The 20,350-nt window shown below is 61.7% G+C and carries 18 protein-coding genes and 1 pseudogene; 8 read left to right on the top strand and 11 right to left on the bottom strand.

Annotation, left to right across the window (positions count from 1 at the left end; genetic code table 11):
* Nucleotide 1: 1 nt before the first annotated feature.
* Nucleotides 2-652 carry an FCD domain-containing protein gene (locus ACS4RS_RS02705; protein ID WP_439008829.1) on the bottom strand — a complete coding sequence of 217 codons (651 nt, stop codon included), beginning with the start codon at nucleotides 650-652 and terminating at the stop codon, nucleotides 2-4.
* A gap of 162 nt (nucleotides 653-814) precedes the next feature.
* Here ACS4RS_RS02705 and ACS4RS_RS02700 point away from each other — a divergent pair, with 162 nt between their 5' ends.
* From ACS4RS_RS02700 to ACS4RS_RS02685, 4 genes are all read left to right on the top strand, one after another.
* Nucleotides 815-2,239, top strand: a complete 1,425-nt coding sequence (locus tag ACS4RS_RS02700; protein ID WP_439008830.1) for a malonyl-CoA decarboxylase — start codon at nucleotides 815-817, stop codon at nucleotides 2,237-2,239.
* Complete coding sequence (locus ACS4RS_RS02695) at nucleotides 2,236-3,750, top strand: AMP-binding protein (RefSeq protein WP_439008831.1); 1,515 nt, start codon at nucleotides 2,236-2,238, stop codon at nucleotides 3,748-3,750. Before ACS4RS_RS02700 ends, ACS4RS_RS02695 begins: the two co-directional genes overlap by 4 nt.
* A gap of 93 nt (nucleotides 3,751-3,843) precedes the next feature.
* Nucleotides 3,844-5,193, top strand: a complete 1,350-nt coding sequence (locus tag ACS4RS_RS02690) for an SLC13 family permease (RefSeq protein WP_439008832.1) — start codon at nucleotides 3,844-3,846, stop codon at nucleotides 5,191-5,193.
* 278 nt (nucleotides 5,194-5,471) lie between these two features.
* Nucleotides 5,472-6,575: a LuxR C-terminal-related transcriptional regulator gene (locus ACS4RS_RS02685; RefSeq protein ID WP_439008833.1), complete on the top strand. Its 1,104-nt coding sequence runs from the start codon at nucleotides 5,472-5,474 to the stop codon at nucleotides 6,573-6,575.
* A gap of 42 nt (nucleotides 6,576-6,617) precedes the next feature.
* Here the strand turns inward: ACS4RS_RS02685 and ACS4RS_RS02680 are convergent, their stop codons facing one another.
* Together ACS4RS_RS02680 and ACS4RS_RS02675 are read right to left on the bottom strand one after the other, a co-directional pair.
* Nucleotides 6,618-7,232, bottom strand: coding sequence for a 2'-5' RNA ligase family protein (locus ACS4RS_RS02680; RefSeq protein WP_439008834.1), 615 nt, complete (start codon nucleotides 7,230-7,232; stop codon nucleotides 6,618-6,620).
* A 178-nt stretch (nucleotides 7,233-7,410) separates the two neighbouring features.
* A complete protein-coding gene (locus ACS4RS_RS02675; protein ID WP_439008835.1) occupies nucleotides 7,411-7,797 on the bottom strand; it encodes an ectoine synthase in 387 nt (128 codons plus the stop codon).
* 249 nt (nucleotides 7,798-8,046) lie between these two features.
* On the opposite strand from ACS4RS_RS02675, the gene ACS4RS_RS02670 reads away from it, so the two are divergent.
* Nucleotides 8,047-8,976, top strand: coding sequence for a LysR substrate-binding domain-containing protein (locus ACS4RS_RS02670; RefSeq protein ID WP_439008836.1), 930 nt, complete (start codon nucleotides 8,047-8,049; stop codon nucleotides 8,974-8,976).
* A gap of 58 nt (nucleotides 8,977-9,034) precedes the next feature.
* On the opposite strand, the gene ACS4RS_RS02665 is transcribed toward ACS4RS_RS02670, so the two are convergent.
* Genes ACS4RS_RS02665 through ACS4RS_RS02655 form a run of 3 tightly spaced genes read right to left on the bottom strand, consistent with a single transcriptional unit; the run spans nucleotide 9,035 to nucleotide 10,908 of the window.
* Entirely contained in the window at nucleotides 9,035-9,601 is a 567-nt protein-coding gene (locus ACS4RS_RS02665; protein ID WP_439008837.1) for a biotin transporter BioY, read from the bottom strand.
* A gap of 24 nt (nucleotides 9,602-9,625) precedes the next feature.
* Entirely contained in the window at nucleotides 9,626-10,234 is a 609-nt protein-coding gene (locus ACS4RS_RS02660; protein ID WP_439008838.1) for a CbiQ family ECF transporter T component, read from the bottom strand.
* A complete protein-coding gene (locus ACS4RS_RS02655; protein ID WP_439008839.1) occupies nucleotides 10,234-10,908 on the bottom strand; it encodes an ATP-binding cassette domain-containing protein in 675 nt (224 codons plus the stop codon). The genes ACS4RS_RS02660 and ACS4RS_RS02655 overlap by 1 nt, the downstream gene beginning before the upstream one ends.
* Before the next feature lie 292 nt (nucleotides 10,909-11,200).
* Between ACS4RS_RS02655 and ACS4RS_RS02650 the strand changes: the two genes are divergently transcribed.
* Nucleotides 11,201-12,391, top strand: coding sequence for a DNA glycosylase AlkZ-like family protein (locus tag ACS4RS_RS02650; RefSeq protein ID WP_439008840.1), 1,191 nt, complete (start codon nucleotides 11,201-11,203; stop codon nucleotides 12,389-12,391).
* A 166-nt stretch (nucleotides 12,392-12,557) separates the two neighbouring features.
* On the opposite strand, the gene ribB is transcribed toward ACS4RS_RS02650, so the two are convergent.
* The 3 genes from ribB to ACS4RS_RS02635 form a co-directional block, all read right to left on the bottom strand.
* Complete coding sequence (gene ribB / locus ACS4RS_RS02645; protein ID WP_003588124.1) at nucleotides 12,558-13,661, bottom strand: 3,4-dihydroxy-2-butanone-4-phosphate synthase; 1,104 nt, start codon at nucleotides 13,659-13,661, stop codon at nucleotides 12,558-12,560.
* Nucleotides 13,662-13,672: 11 nt separating this feature from the next.
* Complete coding sequence (gene aroC / locus ACS4RS_RS02640) at nucleotides 13,673-14,770, bottom strand: chorismate synthase (RefSeq protein WP_439008841.1); 1,098 nt, start codon at nucleotides 14,768-14,770, stop codon at nucleotides 13,673-13,675.
* A 152-nt stretch (nucleotides 14,771-14,922) separates the two neighbouring features.
* Nucleotides 14,923-18,111, bottom strand: coding sequence for a bifunctional diguanylate cyclase/phosphodiesterase (locus ACS4RS_RS02635; RefSeq protein WP_449313862.1), 3,189 nt, complete (start codon nucleotides 18,109-18,111; stop codon nucleotides 14,923-14,925).
* Between the two features lie 226 nt (nucleotides 18,112-18,337).
* Here ACS4RS_RS02635 and ACS4RS_RS02630 point away from each other — a divergent pair, with 226 nt between their 5' ends.
* Nucleotides 18,338-18,598 (top strand): DUF1344 domain-containing protein, encoded by a 261-nt coding sequence (locus ACS4RS_RS02630; RefSeq protein WP_003569889.1) that lies wholly within the window; start codon nucleotides 18,338-18,340, stop codon nucleotides 18,596-18,598.
* A 21-nt stretch (nucleotides 18,599-18,619) separates the two neighbouring features.
* Nucleotides 18,620-18,863 (top strand): annotated as a pseudogene (locus ACS4RS_RS02625) (DUF1902 domain-containing protein).
* Between the two features lie 30 nt (nucleotides 18,864-18,893).
* Here the strand turns inward: ACS4RS_RS02625 and ACS4RS_RS02620 are convergent.
* Together ACS4RS_RS02620 and fabI are read right to left on the bottom strand one after the other, a co-directional pair.
* Nucleotides 18,894-19,484: a histidine phosphatase family protein gene (locus ACS4RS_RS02620; protein ID WP_439008843.1), complete on the bottom strand. Its 591-nt coding sequence runs from the start codon at nucleotides 19,482-19,484 to the stop codon at nucleotides 18,894-18,896.
* 21 nt (nucleotides 19,485-19,505) lie between these two features.
* On the bottom strand, nucleotides 19,506-20,324 hold the full coding sequence (gene fabI / locus ACS4RS_RS02615; protein WP_003588115.1) for an enoyl-ACP reductase FabI: 819 nt from the start codon (nucleotides 20,322-20,324) through the stop codon (nucleotides 19,506-19,508).
* Between the last annotated feature and the right edge of the window lie 26 nt (nucleotides 20,325-20,350).

Here is a 20,350-nt window from a genome sequence, read left to right as displayed (position 1 = left end):
TCTATCTGGCCGCCATGCTTGCCACCAGATCGCTGAACCTTTCTCCCTGAATGCCGACATGTGTTCGCAACAGGCGGCGGGCTTCGTCCCCATCTCCGGCGAAGATCGCATCGACGATGGCGCAATGTTCCGAAAAGGACGTCGACAGGCGATTGCGCACCCGCAGCTGGAGGCGGCGATAGGGGCGCAGGCGCCGATGCAATTGCACGCATTGCTCTTGCAGGAAATCGCTTCGGCTTGCGGCGTAGATGGCCTTATGGAATTCCTCATTGTCGTAGTAGTAGGCATCGCTGTCGCCGGCATCGGCGGACTGCTCGCAGCGGCTGTGGGTGGCGGTGATTGCTTCCCGGGAGGTCTTGTCCAACCGGCGTGCGGCGAGCGCTCCCGCCAAGCCCTCGAGCTCCGCCATCACCTCGAACATCTCGTAAATGCGGTGCGGCCCTGGATCGATCACGACGGCGCCCCGGCGCGGCCGGATTTCTATCAGGCCGATCGCGTCTAGCTGCATCAACGCTTCGCGCACCGGCGTTCGCGACACGCCGAAACGATTGGCAAGCACGGTTTCATCCAGCCGTTCGCCGGGCGCGAACTCGTAGGAAAGTATTGCATTTTCAATCTCATCCCGTAGCCACCGGCCGACGTTCTCGGACATGTCTCTCGTATCCTTCATACATAAATGCCATTCTTGTATACAAGATCGTTGACTTCGTGTACGAAAAATGACAATCTACATACTACAGACGAAGCCCTTTGATGGGAAGCAGGGTCCAAGGCGCGCATAATGCGGCCGACCTTCAGGAGAGGGGAGAATGGCATGCCTGAAGCTTCTTTCTTCACCGACATGCTGCAAAGCATTACCGATCACGGACGCCAGCTTCTGTTTTCCGGCTCGCGCAACACCCAGGCCGCAGCCAAAGCCGATCTGCAGACTCTCTGCGAGATGCTGTTGTCGAGCCGGGGTGAAGCATCCGGCATGGCCCTTGCGGCCGAGATACTCGATCGCTGGGGCGGGCTCGAAAGCGCGGGCGCGCAGCAATTCTTCCATATGCTTCACGAAACGTTCGGGCCCGACACGGTGAGGCTCGACCAGGCGATGGAAAATTACCGTACTGACAAAAGCTCTGCCGCCGTCATCGCGCTCCATCAGGCCGCGGAGCCGCGGCGGCAGGAACTCCTGCGCCGCTTGAATCAGGCCCCGAACGGCACCGCCAGGCTGGTCCGTATGCGTCAGCAGCTGCTTGCTTCCAAGGACCGGTCCGAAGCCTATCACGCGCTCGATGCCGATTTCACGCATCTGTTCGGCTCCTGGTTCAATCGTGGCTTTCTGACGCTGCGGCCGATCGACTGGTCGACGCCGGCAAACATCCTCGAAAAGATCATCAAATACGAGGCCGTGCATGAGATCGCCAGCTGGGAGGAATTGCGCCGCCGTCTGGCGCCGGCCGACCGTCGATGCTTTGCCTTTTTCCATCCCCGATTGGCCGACGAACCGCTGGTGTTCGTCGAGGTGGCGCTCACCCGATCCGTGCCCATTGCGATCGCAGATGTCCTCGACGAGGGGAGGGAGCAGATCAATGCCGATGAGGCGACGACGGCTGTCTTCTATTCGATCTCCAACTGCCAGGATGGCCTGCGCGGAATCTCGTTCGGCAATTTCCTGATCAAGCAGGTCGTGGAAGATCTGCGCCGGGACCTGCCCGGCCTGAAGAATTTCGTCACGCTGTCGCCTGTCCCGGGCTTTGCCCGCTGGGTTGCCAAGGCGCGCGATCCGGCCGGCGCCCGGTCCCTGTCCAAAGCAGCCCTGGAAACGCTGAGCCTGCTGGACGACCCGAACTGGCCGGGCAATGAGAAGAGCAGCGCCGAATTGGAGCGCGTGTTGCTGCCGCTTGCAGCGCGCTACTTCCTGACCGAACGAACGCCGGAGGGCCGCCCGGTCGATCCCGTCGCCCGCTTCCATCTCGGCAACGGCGCCCGGCTTGAAAGAGTGAATTTTCTTGGCGACCGGTCGCCGAAGGCAGTCCAGCAGGCACACGGCCTGATGGTCAACTACCTCTATAAGCTCGACGACATCGTGGCCAATCACGAGGCCTTAGCGCAGCGCGGCGAAGTGATCGCCTCGCCTGCCGTCAAAAGCCTGCTCAACCAGAACGACGAAGGCCGTCGCGGCGGCAACGGCCAGCAAGGCTCTCGAGCCTTCGCGCAGATCATGAACTCAACGCTTGGAGGAGGGCGAAAGTGAGCAACCATCTTTTCGACGCGATGCGGGCCGCTGCGCCCGGCAACGCACCGTTCATGCGGATCGGCGCCGCTCAGACATGGACCTATGGCGACGCTTTTGCTCTTTCCGGCCGCATTGCCAGCGCGATGGACACGCTCGGTATTCGCCCCGGCGACCGGGTTGCGGTGCAAGTGGAGAAAAGCGCCGAGGCATTGATCCTTTACCTCGCCTGTCTGCGAAGCGGCGCGGTCTACCTGCCGCTCAACACCGCCTATACGCTGGCCGAACTCGATTACTTTATCGGCGACGCCGAGCCGCGCCTGGTGGTCGTTGCTTCGGCCGCGCGGGAGGGTGTGGAGAAAATCGCCAAGCACTACGGCGCGATCGTCGAAACGCTCGACGCTGACGGCAGCGGCTCGTTGCTCGATCTGGCACGCGACGAGCCGGCCGACTTTGTCGACGCCTCGCGCTCCGCCGATGATCTGGCCGCCATCCTCTACACCTCGGGAACGACGGGACGTTCCAAAGGGGCGATGCTCACGAATGGGAACCTGCTCTCGAATGCTCTGACCTTGCGCGACTATTGGCGCGTCACCGCCGATGATCGGCTGATCCACGCCTTGCCGATCTTCCACACACACGGGCTGTTCGTCGCCACCAACGTCACGCTGCTCGCCGGCGCCTCGATGTTCCTGCTGTCGAAGTTCGACGCCGACGAGGTCGTTTCCCTGATGCCGCAGGCAACCATGCTGATGGGCGTGCCGACCTTCTATGTCCGCCTCCTGCAAAGCCCGCGCTTCGGCAAAGAGGCGGCAGCCAGCATCCGCCTGTTCGTTTCCGGCTCGGCGCCGCTGCTTGCAGAAACACATAGCCAGTTCCAGGCGCGCACCGGTCACGCGATTCTCGAGCGCTACGGCATGACGGAAACCAATATGAACACCTCCAACCCCTATGAGGGGAAACGGATCGCCGGCACGGTCGGCCTGCCGTTGCCTGATGTGACGGTGCGCGTCACCGATCCCGCTACGGGACAGGTGCTGCCGGCTGAACAAACCGGCATGATCGAGATCAACGGACCGAACGTCTTCAAGGGTTATTGGCGCATGCCGGAAAAGACCGCGGCCGAGTTCACCGCGGACGGCTTCTTCATCAGCGGCGACCTCGGCAAGATCGACCAGGACGGCTACGTGCACATCGTCGGCCGCGGCAAGGATCTGGTGATCTCGGGTGGATACAACATCTATCCGAAAGAGGTCGAGAGCGAGATCGACCAGATCGACGGCGTCGTCGAGAGCGCCGTGATCGGCGTGCCGCATCCCGATTTTGGAGAAGGCGTAACGGCCGTCGTCGTCTGCAAGCCCGGCGCCGGGCTGGATGAAAAGACCATTGTCAGCGCCCTCCAGGATCGTCTCGCCCGCTATAAGCAGCCCAAACGCATCATATTTGCCGAGGACCTGCCGCGCAACACGATGGGCAAGGTTCAAAAGAACATCCTGCGGCAGCAATACGCCGATCTTTACACCGGGACGTAAGACGACCGCCCTCTGGGAGGAGGACGCGTCGTTATCCGCATCAATATCGCAAACAGCAGCGACGGCGCCGGAGGCGTCGGAGGGAGGGGAATCATGGGTATTGAAATTCTGGCCATAGGCCTGCTGGTCGCCATGTTCATCATTGCGACGATCCAGCCGATCAACATGGGCGCGCTCGCCTTTGCCGGCGCCTTCGTGCTTGGCTCCATGACCATCGGCATGAAAACCACCGACATTTTTGCGGGCTTTCCGAGTGACCTGTTTCTGACGCTCGTCGCCGTCACCTACCTCTTCGCCATCGCGCAGATCAACGGCACCATCGACTGGCTGGTCGAATGCGCCGTCCGCTTGGTGCGTGGACACATAGGCCTGATTCCCTGGGTGATGTTCCTCGTTGCCGCCGTCATTACCGGTTTCGGCGCTCTTGGGCCTGCCGCCGTCGCCATCCTTGCGCCGGTAGCGCTGAGCTTTGCCATCCAGTACCGCATTCACCCCGTCATGATGGGCCTGATGGTGATCCACGGCGCGCAAGCGGGCGGTTTTTCGCCGATCAGCATCTATGGCGGCATCACCAACCAGATCGTCGCGAAGGCCGGCCTGCCTTTCGCTCCGACCTCCTTGTTTCTCTCCAGCTTTTTCTTCAACCTGGCCATCGCGGTGCTGGTCTTCTTCGTTTTCGGCGGCGCAAAGGTCATGCGGCAGGTGCCCGCATCGTCCTTTGGCCCCTTGCCCGAACTGCATCCCGAGGGCGTGTCGGCGTCGATCAGGGGTCACGGCGGCACGCCGGCAAAACCAATCCGCGACCATGCCTATGGCACGGCGGCCGATACCGCTGCGACGCTGCGCCTGAACAATGAGAGAATTACCACCCTGATCGGCCTGACGGCGCTCGGCATCGGCGCTCTGGTTTTCAAGTTCAATGTCGGCCTCGTCGCCATGACCGTCGCCGTCGCCCTCGCGCTGCTGTCCCCGAAAACGCAGAAGGCGGCAATCGACAAGGTCAGCTGGTCGACCGTGCTGCTGATTGCGGGCATCATCACTTACGTCGGCGTCATGGAGAAGGCCGGTACGGTCGATTACGTGGCGAACGGCATATCCAGCCTCGGCATGCCGCTCCTGGTGGCGCTGCTGCTTTGCTTTACCGGTGCCATCGTCTCGGCCTTTGCATCCTCGACTGCGCTGCTCGGCGCGATCATCCCGCTTGCCGTCCCGTTCCTCATGCAGGGACATGTCAGCGCCATCGGCGTGGTCGCCGCCATCGCGATCTCGACGACGATCGTCGATACCAGCCCGTTCTCCACCAATGGCGCGCTCGTGGTCGCCAATGCCCCGGATGACAGCCGGGAGCAGGTACTCAAGCAATTGCTGATCTACAGCGCGCTGATTGCCATCATCGGGCCGATCGTCGCCTGGCTGGTGTTCGTCGTGCCGGGCCTGGTTTGACGACGGGCACCCGCACCCATTGCTTGACGCCGCGGGGCATCACCCGTGGCGTCGAGATGTCCACGTCGCGCGCGGGCATTCCAAGTTCCATGCATTTCCCGGCTGGAAGGCGCCAGTCGCCAAATGTAACGCCGCTCTCAGATGAAGCATGCTCCGGTTGTAGTATTGGGCGCAGCCGGCAGCGATCGGATATTCACGTGCGAATTCCGTTGCATTTCCGAATTCAACGCTATTGATTATTCGAAGATGCTTTCATTCGCTGAAGTTGAAAATCGATCATGGTTCAATCGACTGACGTTTCATCTCATTTGACGGATTTGATTTATGGAAGTCTCTTCGGCGAGTGCAGCTGGCAGGATTTCTTGGATAGCGTTGCGCAAACGTCGCCGGGCGGCAAGGCTGCGCTGCATTACCACGATCTGACCTCGTCCGTTGCCCATGTTCCTTTCATGTCAGGCTTCTCGCAGGCCGAGGTCGACCAGTTCAGCAGCCACTTCGCCGCAGTCAATCCTTGGATCCCGAGATTGGGTCTCGTGCCCGTCGGCCAAGGCCTGTGCGGCGACGAGATCTTTCCGCGTGAAGAGCTGATCAAGTCGGAATTTTACAATGACTGGCTGAAGCGGCAGGCCGGATGCGAAACGAGTGTGGGTGTTTCCATCATTCGCGAGGAAAGCCGCACCTTCATCCTGTCGACCTCGACATCTTCGGCCGACCCCGATCTCAATAGGGAAGCGGCCGAACGGTACACGATCCTCGCGCCGCATCTGAAGAGGGCGTTCGATTTCATTCGCAAACGGGACCTGTTTGCGCCGCACGAACACGCAAGCCAAACCCTGTTCGACAGCATCGGGGTCGGTCTGATTTACGTTTCGGAACAAGGGAAAGTCCGTCGCTGGAACAAGAGCGCGGAGGCCTTGATGGAAGCCGGTCTGCCGGTGCGGATCACCGCAGATGGCAAGCTCGGACTGCAATGCCAGAAGTCGGCCGCCGTTCTTGAATTCCTGACCTCCCGAAACGGCACGCAGACCAAACCGCACACGGCAATCGTCAAGGGCAGGAACCAGGATAGTTACCGCCTCACGCTCGTCCGGCTTCAGTCCGATGCGTTTACCGAGTTTCTGGAGGGGCCGACCGTGGCTCTCATCGCCGAGCCGATGATGGCGAGCCCCCTCGGGGAGCGGCGCGATTTGCTGATGCAGCTCTACAAACTGACCGCAACGGAAGTCCGGATCGCATCGAGCATCGCATCGGGCCATTCCGCCAGGGAAGTGGCTGTAGCCGACGAGATCAGCTACGAGACCGTCAGAACCCATCTGAGAAACATCTATTCCAAGCTCGGGGTCAACTCCCAGGCCGGCCTGGTGTCGCTGCTGATGCGCTGAACGGCATTCGCCAAAGCAGTGCCGCTCGACCAGTCGGAGTTGCTATTCCGCGCTTTTGCCGCGGAGGACCGGTTCGCTGAGGATATCGATCTCGACGTTTGGATAAACGTGCTCTTCCAGCAAGGTGAGGGACCCAGCCCGCACTCCCATGGGTAAACAGCCTGCGTCGAAACTGACCGCCGGCACCGGCTCTTCGGCGAAAAACCTGAACAGCGTTATATGCGCTATGCTGGGCGGGGTTGGACGCCACTCATCGAAACAGATGGCCTGTGAAATGGCCGAGCGAAGTCTGTGCAATTCCGCCGGCTCCTCGGCTTTTACGAAGATAGCCGCTTCCGAAGCCGCCACCTCGTGAAAATGAACGTCGAAGGGTGGGGTCTCGTCGATCAGTCTCTCGACGATCTCCGTCCATCTTTCCCCGTTTTGCCTCCAGACCTCCTCGTTCGGAATGCCGAATTGGGCCGCGGCCTTGACGAGGGTGACGACCGTCATGTGCAGGCTTGTGGCCGGGACGCGTGAGAGGGACGCGGCGCTGTCTCGCTCGATGCTGTCTTGCAGGAGGCAGAGCTTTGACAGCGCCTCGAGATCGGGGAGGAACTGCAGGTGAAACGCGCAGCACCGCTTGAACCACAGCGTATCGATCTTCGTGCGGATCACTGGCAGCAGACCCTTCCAGCCAACAGGGCACGCCGCACCGAGAGCGTGCAATTCCGATACTTGCTATCACATCGCCAAACTGTTCGCCAAGGACGGGCGGCCCTGCCGGAGATCGGCAGATGATGAAGATCTTGAGCCGCTCAGGAGGATTGCAGCGTCCCCGCCGCGTCGCTCGGCCTCAGTATTCGGAACCGCTTCTGTTGTTCAGATCGTGACGTTCCGTCCCTTTCAGAGGTGGATTGAAGACGCTGACGAGAATGAGGTCCTTGTCCTTGCCGCCCCGCAAATAGTGGCGATCATGTTTATCGAGGACGTAGATGTCGCCGATGCCGATGGGGAAGACGTTGCCGTCCATATCCTCGACCTCGCCTTCTCCCTGGATGCAGTAGCAGGCCTCCAGGTGGTTGCGGTACTGCAGCAGGGCTTGCGTGTTGGCGCGAACGACCGTGTGGCAGACCGTGAACCCCATCCCGTCATCATTCGTCAGCAGGCGATGGCTCGTGCCATTGCCCCAATCGACGAAACGCTCGGTCTGCTCCACTTCCTTCAGATTTCTCACAAACATGTTCTTTCCTCTCGCGAATGACGGAGACGTCTTTGATCTCCGTGATCCCAATAGGCACCGCAATCCACGCTTGCTTCAAATGATCAAAATTGAGAAAGCTGTTAGAATAAGTTACATGTTGTGGCTGAATTCGACGCGTGGTGAGTTTGATGCGGCAATCTCCTTGAGCCAAACGAAGCGCGATTTGATCAGATTTTGACATTTCTGGTGGCGAATGAAACCCGCCGATCATGTGAGGAATTCGAACATATGCAACTGCCGCCGCTGAACGCCTTGAGAGCCTTCGAAGCGACCGCTCGCCTCATGAGCCTCTCAAAGGCTGGAGACGAACTGCATGTGACCCACGCGGCGATCAGTCATCAGCTCAAACATCTGGAGGCATGGCTCGGACGCAAGCTGCTGCAAAAATCCGGGCGCGGCGTGGCGCTGACCCCGGCGGGCAGCGAATATTATCTGGCCGTCTCGGGCTCATTGGCAGCCATCGCCCACGCCACGGGCAACATGCGCAGAGACCACAATATGCGGTCGATAACCGTCGGATGCATCCCTTCGATCGCGTCGCGCTGGCTGGTTCCGGCACTTCCGTCTTTCCGGGAGAGCGATCCCGATCTCGACGTCAGGATCGTCTATGCAAAAGCGGAAGAGCGCTTCGATGACGAAAGCCTGGACGTTCTGATCACCATGGGAGAAGACCTGTCAGGGGGACGGGAGAGCCGCCTGCTTTTCTCCCGCCGCAACCAGCCGGTGGCCAGCATTCATTATCTGGCCAAGCGGAATTGGACTGTCGGCAGTGTTCCCTTTGCAGCGGCCGACCTGCTGCACGACGAATCCTTAGACGGCTGGAAGGAATGGTTCCGGAAGACGGAGATAAAGGCGTCGGAGCCGGTTCGCGGACCGATATTTCAGGACTTCAACATTCTTGCCACGGCGGTGATCGCCGGGCATGGGGTCGCATTATGCCCCGTCGAAGTATTTCGGCGAGAGATCGATCGCGGCGACCTCGTCGTGCTTTCGGACATCTCGACGGCGGAGACCCAGGGATATTACCTGATCACCAGCTCCTGGGCGAAAAAGCCGGTGCGTCGTTTTGCGGAGTGGTTCACGAAGGAATGCCGATCGTCCGCGTCACCAATCGCTGGATCTGCCGATGACGCAATCGATGTTGAACGCAGCCATTAAAGCGCAATGGCCGCCTTCGAGCCTGAAGGCGGCCATTGGTGCATTCGCGATTGAATGCCTATGCTTTATGCGCCGGCAGCAGGGGATAGCCGACCATGACGGCGCGGCCGAGCAGGGCGGCGACGAAGGCCTTGATCACATCGCCGGGAACGAAAGCCATCGAGCCGACGAAGGCTTTCGGGAAGCCGAGACCGGCGACCGTCGCGAGATAGGTGATGCCGAAGGCGTAGAGCACGACGATGCCGCCGACCATGGCGGTGAGGAAGAAGCTGACCGTCTGCACCAGGCCGGACTGCCGGTCGTTGATCAGCCGCTCGCTGAGATAACCGGTGACGAAAGCGGCAAAGATCCAGCCGATGAGGAAGCCGGCCGTCGGCGAGGCGAAGATCGCAAGTCCGCCGCGGCCGCCGGAAAGCACCGGCAAGCCGATAGCGACGAGCAGGAGCACGATCAGCACGGCAATGGCGCCGCGCCGGGCGCCGAGCACGACGCCGGCCATCATGACGCCGAGCGATTGCGCGGCGATCGGCACCGGAATGAAGCCGAGCGGGATCGGCGGCAGCAGGCCGAGCGCCACGATGATTGCGGCAAAGAGGGCGGTAAGAACAAGGTCGCGGGTGCTCATCATGAATTCCGTGGTTAAAATTGGTTAACTTCCATGCCGCCGAATGCCGCGCGCGTCAATCGCCGCGGCGATATTATCCGCATCCTTGAGCGTCAGGATGATCAGCGGCGCAAGCAGGCTCGCCGGCCGGACCTTCAGCCCGCGCGCCCTGTGCGCCTCGCGGATCGCCTGGTAACGGTCGACGATTTCAGGCACGAAACGTAGGACCAGCCCCAGCGCCAGGCCGATATCGTCGGCCTGCACCTGGCCGGTGCGCTCCAGTGGGCGGGCAAGTGCCGTCACTTCGTCGATAAACGCGGTGATCGACGTCGTCGCCGTCACGGCGGCGGCGAGCAGCATCAGCGCCGTCAGCCGCAGCGGCGGCACAAGCGCCTGCTGCCAGGGATTGAAGAGCAGGTTGAAGAGCGCGACGACCGCGATCGTCAGGAAGATCGGCCGCAGCCGCCTCAGCGCGGCGCCGAGCGGCAGCCCGACCATGCGGTAGAGGATCGCCGCCGCCAGCACCGCGAGAGACAGCAGCACGAGATTGCCGGTGATGAACAGCACGATGCTGAAGATCGCAAGCGACAGCAGTTTCACCCGCGGCGAAAGCCGATGTATTATGCTATTGCCTTCGACATAGAGCGACTGCATCAGAGGGCGATCTCCCTGTAGCGGGCGATCGCCTCAGTCGCCGGCGCATCCGCGGCAAGCCGCCCTTCGTGAAACAGCAGCACCCGCTCGAAACCGGCAATCAGCTCCAGATCATGGGTGATGACGATGGCGCTTTCGGCAAGCCCGGCGATAATTCCTTCGACCAGCGCCCGGTTCTTCAGGTCGAGCTGGTTTGTGGGTTCGTCGAGGATGAGAATGCCGGGCCCCGTCGCCAATACCGAACAGAGGGCTGCCACCTGCAGCTCGCCGCCGGAAAGCTCGTGCGCCCGCCGCCCGGCCAGCGCCTCGGCGCCGAAGCGGGCCAGCACGCCCTCGACCTTCGCTTCGATCTCCGCCTTGGTGAAGCCGCGCCGCTTCAGCCCGAAGGCGATGTCGTCCCGGACGATCGGCATGATGATCTGGTTCTGTGGCGACTGAAAGATGAAGCCGACATCGGCTGCCGCCGTCTTCTCGTCGGCCGTGTCGCGGCCGTTGACGGTGACCCGCCCGACCGTCGGCTTGGTCAGCCCGTTGATCAGCCGCGCGAACGTGGTCTTGCCCGAGCCGTTCAGCCCGATGACGCCGATGCGTTTGCCGCTGATCCCAAGCGTCAACGGCTGCAGCGCCACCCTCGTCCCGAAACTGACCCCGGCACCTTCGAATTCTATGTCCAAACCAGTCCCTCGCATCTTTCATCGGAGGAGATTGCCGATGCCGGCCCCTCATCCGCCTGCCGGCACCTTCTCCCCGTAAACGGGGCGAAGGGACCATGCCGCGACCTCTCCATTCCGACCAACCTTTCGTAGGGCACGTCCCCTCTCCCCGCGAGCGGGGAGAGGGTTAGGGTGAGGGGCAGCCACTGGCGCCAACCGGACAGCAACGCTTCTATACGGGGACATCGGTTTAACGAAAGAGCAAATCGCGATATCGGGTGGCTAGGAAGATTTTCCGCGTTATGATGCATCCATGACGAATCTGCTCTCCAATTCCGACGCCCGCCGGGTCTTCCTCGCCAAGCAGGGCCTCAGCGCCCCGCCGAACCGCGCCTTGACCAAGGAGGGCCTGCTGCAGCTGATCGGCGAGCTGGGTTTCGTCCAGGTCGACAGCATCCAGACGGTCGAGCGGGCGCATCATCAGATCCTGTTTTCCCGCAACCAGACCTATCGGCGCGAGCACCTGACGGCGCTGCTCGAAAAGGACGGCGCGCTGTTTGAGCACTGGACGCATGACGCCTCGATCCTGCCGAGCGCCTTCTTCGTCTATTGGAAGCACAAGTTCCGCCATCAGGAAAAGGTCATCATCGAACGCTGGCGCAAATGGCGCGGCGAGGGTTTCGAGACGGCTTTCGAGGAGACCTATCAGCGCGTCGAGCGCGACGGGGCGATCCTGGCGCGCGACATCAAGGCCGACGGCCACGTTTCCGGCGGCTGGTGGAACTGGCATCCGAACAAGACGGCGCTCGAATATTTCTGGCACACCGGCAAGTTCGCCATCGCCGGCCGCTCGAACTTCCAGAAGATCTACGATCTCACCGAGCGCGTCATCCCGGCCGAATTCCGCGAGCCGGAGGTGAGCCGCGAGGACTTTATCGACTGGGCCTGCCGCAGCGCGCTGACCCGCCTCGGCTTTGCCACCCATGGCGAGATATCGGCCTTCTGGAACCTCGTCTCGCCTGAGGAAGCCAAGGCCTGGGTCGCCGCTCATCGCGACGAGCTGATCGAAGTGCTGATCGAACCGGCGCTCGGAGCCAAGCCGCGCCCCTCCTGGGCCTTTGCCGATTTTCTCTCGACGCTCGACAGCTACCCCGGCGCGCCGCCGCGCATCCGCGTGCTCAGCCCTTTCGACCCGATGATCCGCGACCGCAACCGCACAGAACGCCTGTTCGGCTTCTTCTACCGCATCGAGATTTTCGTGCCCGAACCGAAGCGCGAATATGGCTACTACGTCTTCCCGCTGCTCGAAGGCGACAGGCTGATCGGCCGCATCGATATGAAGGCTGACCGGAAGAAGTCGACGCTCGACGTCAGGCGGCTCTGGCTGGAACCGGGCGTGAAGGCCTCGGCGGGGCGGCTGGAGCGGCTGGAGGCGGAGTTGGAGCGCGTGGCGCGGTTTGCGGGGGTGGAGAAGGTCATTTTGCTGGAGGGGTGGAGAGGGTAGTCTCTTCTCCCCTCGGGGGAAGGTGGCGGCAGCCGGATGAGGGGGCTTCATGGCACGCCGCTCATTATTGCCCTTCGCTTGCGCTCAGTGCATTCGCTCCTAGCGTCGCTCACCCCCTCATCTGTCCTTCGGACATCTTCTCCCCGCTGGGGAGAAGAGGGATGTGTCAGCAAATCTCCGTTTTGCTGATCTTGATGCCAAAACCTTCCAGGCCGACATAGTGGCGTTCGCGGCTGGTGAGCAGCTTGATCGAGCTGACGCCGAGGTCCTTGAGGATCTGGGCGCCGAGGCCGATTTCCAGCCATTCGCTGTCGCGGGTCTGGGCTTCGGCATGGGCTTCGCGGCCCTGGTTGCGGGCTTTGCGGCCGTTATCGTAGTGGCCGACGCCGACGGAACCTTCGCGCAGATAGACAATGACGCCGCGGCCTTCCTCGGAAATCTTCTGCATGTAGAAATCGACCGGGCTGTTCTTGCCGAAGAGGTCCTCGGCCACATTCTCCGGATGCAGGCGCACCGGAATGTCGACGCCGTCGCGGATGTCGCCGAAGACGACGGCGAGATGCTGCATCGGGTCCCAGGGCAGGGAATAGGTATGGGCCTTCGCCTTGCCGAATGGCGTGTCGATGTCGAAGCTCGTGCCGTGCTCGACCAGCGTTTCCTTGCGCTGGCGATAGGCGATGAGATCGGCGACGGAGACGAGCTTCAACCCGTGCTGCTCGGCGAAATCGACTACCTGCGGCCCGCGCGTGACGGTGCCGTCGTCATTGACGAGTTCGGAGATGACGCCGATCGGCGGCAGGCCGGCGAGCTTGCAGAGGTCGACGGCCGCTTCCGTATGGCCGGAGCGCATCAGCACGCCGCCTTCGCGCGAAACCAGCGGAAAGATATGGCCGGGACGGACGAAATCGGCGGCGCCGACATTCGGATTGGCGAGGTTGCGCACCGTCAGCGTCCGGTCGTCGGCGGAAATTCCCGTCGTCGTGCCATGCTTGAAATCGACCGAGACGGTGAAGGCAGTCGTATGGGCCGAATCGTTTTCCGCCACCATGGCGTTGAGGTTGAGCCGCTTGGCCTCTTCCTTCGGCATCGGCGCGCAGACGATGCCGGATGTGTGGCGCACGATGAAGGCCATTTTTTCCGGCGTGGTGTGGACGGCGGCGACGATCAGGTCACCCTCGTTCTCGCGGTCGTTGTCGTCCATGACGACGACGATCTCGCCGGCCTCGAAGGCCCGGATTGCGTCGACGACGCGTTTTTGATCATACGACATGGGCGGCGCTCCTATTTCAGCCGGCCGGTCTGGCCGCGGTCGCGAAGATAATGGTCGGCGATGGCACAGGCGACCATCGCCTCGCCGATCGGCACGGCGCGGATGCCGACGCAGGGGTCGTGCCGGCCCTTGGTGCGGACATCGACATTCTTGCCATCGGCATCGATCGACTGGCGTTCGGTCAGGATCGACGAGGTCGGCTTGACGGCGAAACGCGCCACCACCGGCTGTCCGGTCGAGATCCCGCCGAGAATACCGCCGGCATTGTTGGAAAGGAAGATCGGCGTGCCGTCATTGCCCATGCGCATCTCGTCGGCATTGTCTTCGCCTGAGGTTTCGGCGGCGGCAAAACCATTGCCGATCTCGACACCCTTGACGGCGTTGATCGACATCAGCAGCGAGGCGATATCCTGGTCGAGCTTGGCATAGATCGGCGCGCCGAGGCCGGCGGGTACGCCTTCGGCGATCACTTCGACCACCGCGCCGATCGAGGAACCGTTCTTGCGGATGCCGTCGAGATATTCTTCCCAGACCGGCACGATCGCCGCATCGGGGGAGAAGAACGGGTTCTGGCCGACCTGGTCCCAGTCCCAGTTGCGCCGGTCGATCTTGTGCTTGCCGATCTGCACCAGGGCGCCGCGCACGGTGACACCGGGCACCACCAGCCGGGCGATGCCGCCGGCCGCAACGCGCGCTGCGGTCTCGCGCGCCGAGGAACGGCCGCCGCCGCGATAGTCGCGAATGCCGTATTTGAGGTCATAGGTATAATCGGCATGGCCGGGGCGGAATTGCCGGGCGATCTCGCCGTAATCCTTGGAGCGCTGGTCGGTGTTTTCGATCAGCATCGAGATCGGCGTGCCTGTCGTCGTCATCGTCTCGCCGTCGGCGTCGAGCATGACGCCGGAGAGCACCTTCACCAGGTCGTCCTCGCGCCGCTGCGTCACGAAGCGGGACTGCCCGGGCTTGCGCTTGTCGAGCCAGACCTGCAGGTCCTCGAGCTTGAAGCGCAGTCCCGGAGGGCAGCCGTCGACGACGCAGCCCAGCGCCGGACCATGGCTTTCGCCCCAGGTGGTTACGCGGAAGAGGTGACCGAATGTATTGTGCGACATGTGTTCCCACGGTGGCGCGCCAAAGCCGGTTGCGCCATTGCTTGAAAAGGCGCGACACTCATAGGCCAAAAAACCGTCGAGGCAAAAGCCTTTCTTTGCGTCAAACCGGCGGTGGCGGAAATGCTGTTTCCGTCCGTATCAAAGGAAAGCGGTCAGGATGCCAGCCGCCATCCCGTTCCTGTCGCCTCGGTGGTGAAATCGTCGAAGGAGAGCGGCCGCGAGAAGGCATAGCCCTGCAGGATGTCGCAGCCGAGATCGCGCAGCAGTTCGGCATGGGCCGCGGTCTCCACGCCTTCGGCCACCGTCTCGACGCCGAGCGAGCGGGCAATGTCGATGATCGAGCGGACCAGCGCCCGCTCCTGCGTGGCGCCGACGATAGGCTGCACCAGCTGGCGATCAATCTTCAGCCGCTTGGGCTTCAGCTTCAACAGGCTGACGATCGAGGTATGGCCGGTGCCGAAATCGTCGATCTCGATATCGATGCCGAGCGCCTTGATGTGTTCGAGATTGTGCGAGACGACGTCCTCGCTCTCGTCGAGGAAGATCGATTCCACCAGTTCGAAGGAAAGTTCGCCGGGGCGGATATGCAAATCGGCGAGCGATTCCAGCAGGCTGCCGTCATGCAGCCGCCGCGCCGAAACATTGACCGACACCTTGGGCACGGCAATGCCGAGCGCGGTCCAGCGCATCTTGTCGCGCAGCGCCGTTTCCAGCACGATCCGGTCGAGCATCTGCACGACATTGATCTCGTCGGCGATGCGCAGGAACTTGTCGGGCGCAAGCCACCCCTTGGACGGATGTTTCCAGCGCACCAGCGCCTCCACCCCGGTCAGCTCCATTGTCCGTGCCGAGAATTGCGGCTGGTACCAGGCGGTGAACTCGCCATTGTCGATGCCGGCGAGGATCTCGTCGGCCGTGCGCTTGGTGTTGACGATATCGGCCTGGAGATTGTGATTGAAGAATTCGAAGCGATTGCGGCCCGTGCTCTTGGCGCGGTAGAGCGCGATATCGGCATTGATCAGCACCTTGCGCGCATCGACGTGAATGCCGTTGGCGAGCGCCACGCCGATCGACACACCGCAGCGGCAGGAAAAACCCTGGAAATCGATCGGCTGGCGCATCTCCTCGATGATCCGCGCCGAAAGCTGCGCCATCTCCGTGTCGCCGACATCGAGGGCGAGAATGACGAACTCGTCGCCGCCGATGCGGGCGACGATATCGCTGCCGCGGACATTCTTGGCGAGCACCTTCGAGGCGTGCACCAGCATGGCATCGCCGGCGGCATGGCCAAGCGTGTCGTTGATGTCCTTGAAGCGGTCGAGGTCGATGTGCAGGATCGAGAATTTCTGCCGCTGCCGGCGGCCGTCATTCGTCAGCTCTTCGAGCGCGATATCGAGCTTGCGGCGATTGGCGAGGGCGGTCAGCGGGTCGTGCAAGGAATTGTGTTCGATCCTGTTTTTGGCAAGCTCGAGCTCGATATTCTTGGCGACCGCCTCGTCCTTGGCCGCCTTCAAGCGGATCGTCATCAGCACGTCTTCGGTGGCATCGAAGGCGATGCCCATGATCTTCATCTCGCCGGTCCCCGTCTGGTGGACCTTGCCGACCGAGCGGACATAGCGCACCGCGCCGCCATCGACGATCACCCGGCAGACGAGGGTGTGGGTATCGCCGTTCTTCTTGAAGTGGCGCGCGCTCTCCAGCGCAAGACCCCGATCCTCGGGGTGGATGCAGCCAAGCCAGGTCTCCTCGGTCATGAAGCCGTTGCGCGGCGCAAGCCCATAGAGCTCGTGCATGCGCTCGTTCCAGATCGAGCCGCCCCGGTCGGGCCGCGCTTCCCAGATGCCGCATTGATAGGAGTTGAGCGCCAGGTCGAGCCGGCTCGACAGCTCGGCGAGCTGTCCCTCGCGGCTGGAAAGCTCTTCAAGCGCCAGCTCCAGCTCGGCATTCTTAACCTCGCTCATGTCTTTCGCCTTGCGCAACGTGTCGGTCGTCTCCGCATCGGCGGTCACATCCCAGACGATGCCGATCGTCCTGCTGACACCGCCGGCATCGGTATAAAAGGCGCCGACCGAGCGCAGGTGACGGATGCCGCCATCGGCATGCACGATGCGGTACTGCGCCGTGCAGGCAGCGCCGGCGATGCTGCAGCTGAAGAAATGCACTTCGGCGATCTCTCGGTCCTCGGGCAGGATCGCCGCCAGCCATTCGTCGAGCGCCCGGCCGCCTTCCTGCGCCGGCTTGCCGTGCAGGGCCGCGGCACGTGCATCCCAGAGCAGGCTGCTCGAATGATCCTCCAGCTCCCAGATGCCGATATTCGAGGACTCTAGCGCCAGATCGAGCCGCTGCGACAATTCCTTGAGTTTCGCCTCGCGTGTCTCCAGCTCGGTGATATTGCGGTTGCGCTCGCCGAACAGGAGGGTCGCGAAGAAGATCGGTATGATGATGATGCAGCCGGCGGCAACGACGATCAGGCGCAGCTCGGTTTGGTTCTCCGGTATTGCGTGCCAGCCGCTGTTCGGGACGACGGAGAGTTCCCACTTGCCGCCGGCAAAGCCGATCTTCTGGCGCATCGGCTCCTTGTCGTCGATCTCGGACGACCCGAAGAAGGGTGCGGCCGTCGCGGCCTTTGCCGGCGAGCCGATGTCCCGGATGGCGATCGAAAGATGGTCAAGATGCGGAAAACGTTCCCGGTTCTCGCGGTCGCGCGCCGGCATCAGCCCGGTTGCCTCATAAAACATCTGCTGGTCGATGACGAGCTCGACCGCTCCCCAGAGCCGCCGCTGGCCGTTCTCCTTGACGAAAACCGGGAAGAATATCGCAAAGGCATCCCGGCCGTCGGTGCTGATCGGGCCATAGAAGCGCGCCGACTGATCGCCGGCCGCGGGCGTCATCGCCTGGCGTGAAAACAGCCTTTCGCGCACATCGCGGCCGATCCGCTCGTTGTTGGATTGCGGTGGATAGACGTTTCTGACGATGAAATCGGGTGCGACGGCGATGTGAATGAAGGGCGGATTCTGGATCAGCAGCCAGTTGATCTGCCGCTCCATCTCTTCTCCGTTTTGCGCGCTGACGGAGATCAGGTTGGTAAGGTCGCGGACGATGCTGAGGTCCATGTTGATCTCAGCCATGATCCGGGCGCGGATGAGGTTCGCCTCGCTTTCGGTGCGGATATGAAGTTCGCGGACATAAGATTGAGTATTGGCCCGATCGAGACCGAAGCCGACCATGATGATGACAAGGGCGACGAGCGAAGAAACCAGAAACGAGACGCGGGTATTCTTCAACACGCGCCGTAACTGCTTGTTGTCGCTCAGCCTGGATAGCAAAATGAAACTCCCCATCTTCCGGGCGACTTTAGGGCGTGGGGGTTAATTTACGATTGCCCGCCGGCGATGCAAAAAAACATGGGAAGGGAAAACAGCGGTTAACACGGCGTCTTGATTATATTTAAAATCCTATTCATCAATTAGGCGGGAAAAGCCATTCTTACGGGCAATTTTCGCCATATTCAGGAGGCTATGTGTGGCCAGTCATGTTCTCGTGCAGCGTTTGAAAAGGATTGTCGCCATGCGTTTCGTCGTCGCCACGCTTTTGGCAACAGCAAGTTTCCTGTCGCCGATGAGCGGTTTTGCCGAGAGCGCCGATGTCGAGGCGACGATCAAGAAGGTCGACACCGCCAATCTGGTGCTGACGCTCGATGACGGCAAAACCTATCAGGCGCCCGAGGAATTCAATTTCGACGGCCTTGAAGCCGGCGTGAAGGTCATCGTCTTCTACACCGAGGTCGACGGCAAGCGCGTCATCAACGATCTCGATATCGTCAAGTAGGGCGGGTTCGCGGAGGATCGCATGAAGCATGCTTCGATCGTCGTGCGTGCTGATTGGGATGAAGAGGTTGGCGTTTGGGTCGCCAGCAGCAACGATATCGAGGGACTGGCCATTGAGGCCAATACCCTTCGAAGCCCTCAAGCCTAAACTTATCGCTGTTGCAACCGACCTTCTCGAGCTGAACGGTTTTACCTCTAACCAGCCGGAAATCCCCATCCACATGATAGCCGAACAACTCGTCGGCATCCCCAATCCGACCAAGTGAGCCTATCGCGGGCTAAGATGCGGCAACGCCCTACAGCCAGACGATCGTCCGCTCAGTAGTATCGATCCTGACGATCTGGTCCTGCGGGATCCCGCCTTCGGCAGCGCTGCTCTTCGGCAGGTCGGCGATCATCTGGAACAGCGTGCGGATAACGCCGCCATGGGTGACGCAGACGGTCGGGCGATCGACGGATTGCAGCCATGAGCCGGTGCGCCAGGAGAGGATCTCGTAGCTTTCCGCATCCTCGCCGGGCGGGATGAAATCCCATTTCGAAGCGTTACGTTCGGCCACCCGCTCGCGCTGCGTCGCCTTCAGTTCCTTGAGCGTCGAGCCCTCCCAGTCGCCGAAGGAAATCTCGACCAGCCTCGGATCGGTGCGATAGGCAAGCGGCGGCAGGCCCATGGCGGCGCGGACGATTTCCATGGTCGCGCGCGTGCGCTGCAGCGGGCTTGCGACGAAATCGAATTCATCGACCGTGTCGCCGAGAATGTCGCCAAGCGCCAGCCCGTTCTGCCGGGCCTGTTCCAGGCCCGTGGCGTTCATCGGGATGTCCTTCTGGCCCTGCAGGCGGCGCTCGGCATTCCAGTCGGTCTGACCGTGTCTGATCACGTAGATAAGCACGGTCTCTGCTCCGGGAATGCTTCAGTCCTTGACGACCGAAATGTCAGGGGCGTCGACCGCCTTCATGCCGATGACATGATAGCCGCTGTCGGCATGGTGCACTTCGCCGGTGACGGAGCGCGAGAGATCCGACAGCAAATAGAGGCCGACATCGCCGACTTCTTCGATGGTGACGGTGCGGCGCAGCGGCGCGTTGTATTCGTTCCACTTCAGAATATAGCGGAAATCGCCGATGCCGGAGGCTGCGAGCGTCTTGATCGGGCCGGCCGAGACGGCGTTGACGCGGATGTTCTGCGGTCCGAGGTCGACGGCCAGATACTTGACGCTCGCTTCGAGCGCGGCCTTGGCGACACCCATGACGTTATAGTTCGGCATCACCTTTTCGGCGCCGTAATAGGTCAGCGTCAGCATGGCGCCACCATCCGTCATCAGCTTCTCGGCGCGGCGTGCGACCGAGGTGAAGGAATAGACGGAAATCTGCATCGTCTTGGCGAAATTGTCGGCCGAGGTGTCGACGTAACGGCCGGTCAGTTCGTCCTTGTCGGAGAAGCCGATCGCATGCACCAGGAAATCGATCTTGCCCCAGAGCTTTTCGACGTTTCCGAAAACCTCGTCGATGGTGGCTTCGTCGGCAACGTCACAGTGGCCAACCAGCGTCGCGCCGATTTCGGCGGCGAGCGGCTCGACGCGCTTCTTCAGCGCATCGCCCTGGTAGGTAAGCGCAACCTCTCCGCCCTGCGCATGGATGGCCTTGGCAATACCCCACGCAATGGAGCGATTGTTGGCGACACCCATGATGACGCCGCGTTTGCCTGCCATGAGGCCGGATGCTTGAGCCATATTTCGCTCCCTAGGAATTCTGATTG

The sequence above is a fragment of the Rhizobium sp. F40D2 genome, from assembly GCF_051810745.2.
GTDB lineage: Bacteria > Pseudomonadota > Alphaproteobacteria > Rhizobiales > Rhizobiaceae > Rhizobium.
The sequence above is the reverse complement of the archived record's forward strand: the minus strand, read 5'-3'. Positions and strand labels throughout refer to the sequence as shown.

Bases quoted from the DNA above. Each gene is read 5' to 3' on its own strand.
- ACS4RS_RS02705 (WP_439008829.1), bottom strand. From the start codon at position 652: ATGTCCGAGAACGTCGGCCGGTGGCTACGGGATGAGATTGAAAATGCA.
- ACS4RS_RS02700 (WP_439008830.1), top strand. From the start codon at position 815: ATGCCTGAAGCTTCTTTCTTCACCGACATGCTGCAAAGCATTACCGAT.
- ACS4RS_RS02690 (WP_439008832.1), top strand. From the start codon at position 3,844: ATGGGTATTGAAATTCTGGCCATAGGCCTGCTGGTCGCCATGTTCATC.
- ACS4RS_RS02685 (WP_439008833.1), top strand. From the start codon at position 5,472: ATGGTTCAATCGACTGACGTTTCATCTCATTTGACGGATTTGATTTAT.
- ACS4RS_RS02675 (WP_439008835.1), bottom strand. From the start codon at position 7,797: ATGTTTGTGAGAAATCTGAAGGAAGTGGAGCAGACCGAGCGTTTCGTC.
- ACS4RS_RS02670 (WP_439008836.1), top strand. From the start codon at position 8,047: ATGCAACTGCCGCCGCTGAACGCCTTGAGAGCCTTCGAAGCGACCGCT.
- ACS4RS_RS02665 (WP_439008837.1), bottom strand. From the start codon at position 9,601: ATGAGCACCCGCGACCTTGTTCTTACCGCCCTCTTTGCCGCAATCATC.
- ACS4RS_RS02660 (WP_439008838.1), bottom strand. From the start codon at position 10,234: ATGCAGTCGCTCTATGTCGAAGGCAATAGCATAATACATCGGCTTTCG.
- ACS4RS_RS02650 (WP_439008840.1), top strand. From the start codon at position 11,201: ATGACGAATCTGCTCTCCAATTCCGACGCCCGCCGGGTCTTCCTCGCC.
- ribB (WP_003588124.1), bottom strand. From the start codon at position 13,661: ATGTCGTATGATCAAAAACGCGTCGTCGACGCAATCCGGGCCTTCGAG.
- aroC (WP_439008841.1), bottom strand. From the start codon at position 14,770: ATGTCGCACAATACATTCGGTCACCTCTTCCGCGTAACCACCTGGGGC.
- ACS4RS_RS02635 (WP_449313862.1), bottom strand. From the start codon at position 18,111: ATGGGGAGTTTCATTTTGCTATCCAGGCTGAGCGACAACAAGCAGTTA.
- ACS4RS_RS02630 (WP_003569889.1), top strand. From the start codon at position 18,338: ATGCGTTTCGTCGTCGCCACGCTTTTGGCAACAGCAAGTTTCCTGTCG.
- fabI (WP_003588115.1), bottom strand. From the start codon at position 20,324: ATGGCTCAAGCATCCGGCCTCATGGCAGGCAAACGCGGCGTCATCATG.